The sequence below is a fragment of the Streptosporangium sp. NPDC001681 genome (assembly GCF_040298085.1).
Taxonomy (GTDB): Bacteria; Actinomycetota; Actinomycetes; order Streptosporangiales; family Streptosporangiaceae; genus Streptosporangium.
Map to the genome: position 1 here is coordinate 1 of NZ_JBEOZN010000324.1, position 1,296 is coordinate 1,296.

Consider the following 1,296-nt stretch of genomic DNA (forward strand, 5'->3'; position numbering starts at 1 on the left):
GACGGGTCGGGTGCGCCGGTGGTGTCGGCGGGGTCGGTGGTGGTGCGGCCGGTTCCGGCTGAGTGGCTCGCGGTTGTCTCCGCTGGTCGTGGTGCCGGTCGGGATGCGTTGTTCGAGGTGGAGTGGGTTGCGGTGAGTGGCCTGCCGGTGGCTGAGCCGGTGCCGGTCGCGGTGCTCGGCCTGGACACGTTGGGTGTCGCCGGGGTGCTGCGGGCGGCTGGGGATTCGGCGCCGGTTCATGCGGATCTGCTGTCGCTGGTGGAGGCGGGTCCGGTTCCGGGTGCGGTGGTGGCGCAGGTGGTGTCGGATCCTGCTGCGGGTGTGGTGGAGTCGGCGCATGCGTTGACCGCTCGCGTTCTTGACCTGTTGCAGGGGTGGCTGGCCGATGACCGGCTGGCTGATTGCCGTCTGGTCGTCGTCACTCGGGGTGCGGTCGCGGCGGGCGATGGTGAGGCGGTCACTGATCTGGCGGCTGCGGCGGTGGGGGGTCTGGTTCGTAGCGCGCAGTCGGAGAATCCGGGCCGGTTCGTCCTGGTCGACGTGGATGTGGCCGGCGGGCGCTCGGTCGCCCGCCGTGACGGCGGCGATGGTGTGGAGCTGGGCCGGTCGGTGTCGGTGGGCATGCAGGAGCAGTCTCCCGCGGACGCGTCTGCGGCGTCGGCCACGGTAGTGGTTTCGGTGCTGGCCTCGGTGCTGGCGTCGGGCGAGCCGCAGGTGGCGGTGCGTGGGGGTGAGATGTTGGTTCCGCGGCTGGCACGGGCGGCTGTGCGCGGTGCCGCCTCCGATGCCTCTGCGGATGTCACCGGTGACGGTTCGGGTGAGGTCGGTGGCCGGGTCTGGGATCCGGAGGGGACGGTGTTGATCACTGGTGGTACCGGTGGTCTGGGTGGGTTGTTCGCGCGGCATGTGGTGGCCGAGCGTGGGGTGCGGCGTCTGCTGTTGACCAGCCGCCGGGGCCTGGACGCCCCCGGCGCGCTGGAGTTGCGGGCCGAGCTGATCGCGCACGGGGTAGAGGTCGAGATCGTCGCGTGTGATGTGGCCGATCGGGACGCGGTGGCGGCGTTGCTGGCCGGGGTGGATGCCGAGCACCCGTTGACGGCGGTGATTCATACCGCGGGTGTGCTGGATGACGGGACGATTCCGTCGCTGACGGCGGAGCGGCTGGAGACGGTGTTGCGGCCGAAGGTGGATGCGGCCTGGCATCTGCATGAGCTGACCCGGGATCTGGATCTGGCGGCGTTCGTGGTGTTCTCGTCGGTGGCGGGGACGTTCGGTGGGGCGGGTCAGGGTAACTAC

Annotated in this window: 1 protein-coding gene; it reads left to right on the forward strand. The window is 70.9% G+C overall.

Going from position 1 to position 1,296, the window contains the following annotated elements:
• Window positions 1–117 precede the first annotated feature (117 nt).
• A partial coding sequence (locus tag ABT130_RS47620; RefSeq protein WP_350966505.1) for a beta-ketoacyl reductase occupies window positions 118–1,296 on the forward strand: 1,179 nt, incomplete at its 3' end.